Source organism: Type-D symbiont of Plautia stali, from assembly GCF_001485335.1.
Lineage (GTDB): Bacteria > Pseudomonadota > Gammaproteobacteria > Enterobacterales > Enterobacteriaceae > Pantoea > Pantoea vagans_C.
This window is the reverse complement of sequence record NZ_BBOC01000173.1, coordinates 1-2,085: the sequence shown is the minus strand read 5'-3', so window position 1 is coordinate 2,085 and position 2,085 is coordinate 1. Positions and strand designations below refer to the sequence as shown.

Here is a 2,085-nt window from a genome sequence, read left to right as displayed (position 1 = left end):
TGCTGTATTGGCGATAGCTGTTGAGTACCTGCTCCATCAATAGCGGATCGCCGTTATGGTGTGCGGCGAACACCAGTTGCCAGCCTAATTCGGCTGCCAGTTTGGCGCTTTGCTCACTGGCTCCCAGCAAGAAACGGTTGGCAGAACGTGGCGGCTGTGGCGTGGCCCGTAGGATCTCTTCATCCCCTACGGGTGGCACATTGAGCCAGCTGTCGAGCAAGGAGAGCTGTTCAGCAAAATTGCCCTTCTCTTGCTGATGCACACCCAGTTGCAATGCACGTGTCGAAAGCGGTAATCCACCCGGCGCTTTGCCCACACCCAGATCAATGCGACCCGGCGCAAGCGAGGCCAGCAGGTTGAAGTTTTCTGCGACTTTGTAAGGACTGTAATGCTGCAGCATCACACCACCCGAACCAACGCGAATATGATGCGTCTGGCCGATGATCCAGGCGATTAATAACTCAGGCGAGGGGCTGGCAAGGCGATCGGTATTGTGATGCTCCGCCAGCCAAAAACGGTGATAGCCCCAGGCTTCAGCCTGCTGCGCCAGTTGTAAAGTACGATGCAGGGCATGCGCGGCGCTCTCTCCATCGGCAATCGGCGATTTATCTAACAGACTCAGTCGATATGACATACGCCAAATCCTTTCTCAGTGAATATGGCGATTAGTGTGTGGTGGCGGTGGGTAATTCGTAAAACATGATATTGTGGTATGCATTGTTAATTTATGCATATCAGTGACAGCAAATATTGATTCACCAATAAAAACGTACTAAATCATATAATTACATTGAAATAAAAACCACATACTCGTTAAAAGTTTTTATTTATCTTTCATAATCACATTTTGTTGTTTATCAATGCTGTTTATCACCTCTAGCTTGGTTTGTTAGAGATACTGGGGGATTAGAATATCTTTCCGCAACCGCAAGTATGCATACACCCTGCCCGCTTAAATAATCAGTTATCAAAAGAGACTGCAGTGAGCATATTAAAAAACATTATTTTTGACCTGGATGGAACACTCGTTGATTCCCTGGAAGGCATTACATCTAGCATCCTTTATGCGGCACGAAAAAATGGCCATTTGATAGACAATAATATCGACATAAAACCTTTGATTGGTCCCCCAATGCGGGATTTATTGATGAAATTACTATCCCATCCCAGTGATGCAGTTATCGAACAGGTTTTAGACAATTACAGGGAGGATTATGCAAAAAAAGGGCTAATAAAAACAGTAGTTTATAATGGAGTAGTATCTTTGCTTTCAGCATTGAAAGAGAAAGGATATGCAATTTACATAGCAACATCAAAGAGACAGGTTTTCGCCGAAGAAATCGTGAAAAACAACAACCTCTCTGATTTTTTTGTTGGGATTTATGGAACAACAACGGATGGTCGGCTTGATAACAAAGAGGTTCTGTTAAAGCATCTGATGCTGGATCAGAAACTTAACAGCAGGTATGTCGTCTTTATCGGCGATCGAAAAGAAGATGTCATCGCTGCCATAGCCAATAACGTTCCTGTCATTGGCGCAAAATGGGGTTATGCCGACGGTAATGAACTTGAGTACGCCGGTGCGCATTACTTATGTGAGTCTCCGCATGAACTTTTAGGCACCATTTCAGTTGCGCTAACTGAACATCAAAACGCTACTCATTTAAGCGCCTAGCGGGCGCCATAAATGTCACAATGCTTGTCAGTTAAGAACTCAGCCTGCTTATTGATAAGTAGCCTGTCTTTTCTGTGCTGGCTCTGCCGCCACTACTGCCCCCTCTGGGCCGTCCTCGCGCCGCTAAAGCGGTGCCTTCGACTTCCACGTCGTGCCGGACGGACCGTTCGCGGATGACCATCCATGGTCGGCCGCGAACTGCCCCACGCCTCCCCGCGTGGGGCTCCTGGCCCAACGTAAAAGTCTCAGCGCTGCGGATAGCCCTGAGTGTGCAGCAGAGACGTCATAGCTTTAAGCAGTGTGCCCTTTTTGACAACACGCACTGAAGCTGATGAGCAGGCTGGGGCCGCGCCGGGGCTGGCATCCGCAGCGCTGAACGGCGTGAGTATGCCAGGAGAGCCCGCAGGACG

At 48.3% G+C, this 2,085-nt stretch carries 2 protein-coding genes; one reads left to right on the top strand and one right to left on the bottom strand.

The window, feature by feature from the left end:
- Positions 1-634: MsnO8 family LLM class oxidoreductase (locus PSSD_RS25755; RefSeq protein ID WP_153011525.1), on the bottom strand; the 634-nt coding region annotated here is incomplete at its 3' end.
- A 348-nt stretch (positions 635-982) separates the two neighbouring features.
- Here PSSD_RS25755 and PSSD_RS25750 point away from each other — a divergent pair.
- A complete protein-coding gene (locus PSSD_RS25750; protein ID WP_058974211.1) occupies positions 983-1,675 on the top strand; it encodes an HAD hydrolase-like protein in 693 nt (230 codons plus the stop codon).
- Positions 1,676-2,085: the final 410 nt, after the last annotated feature.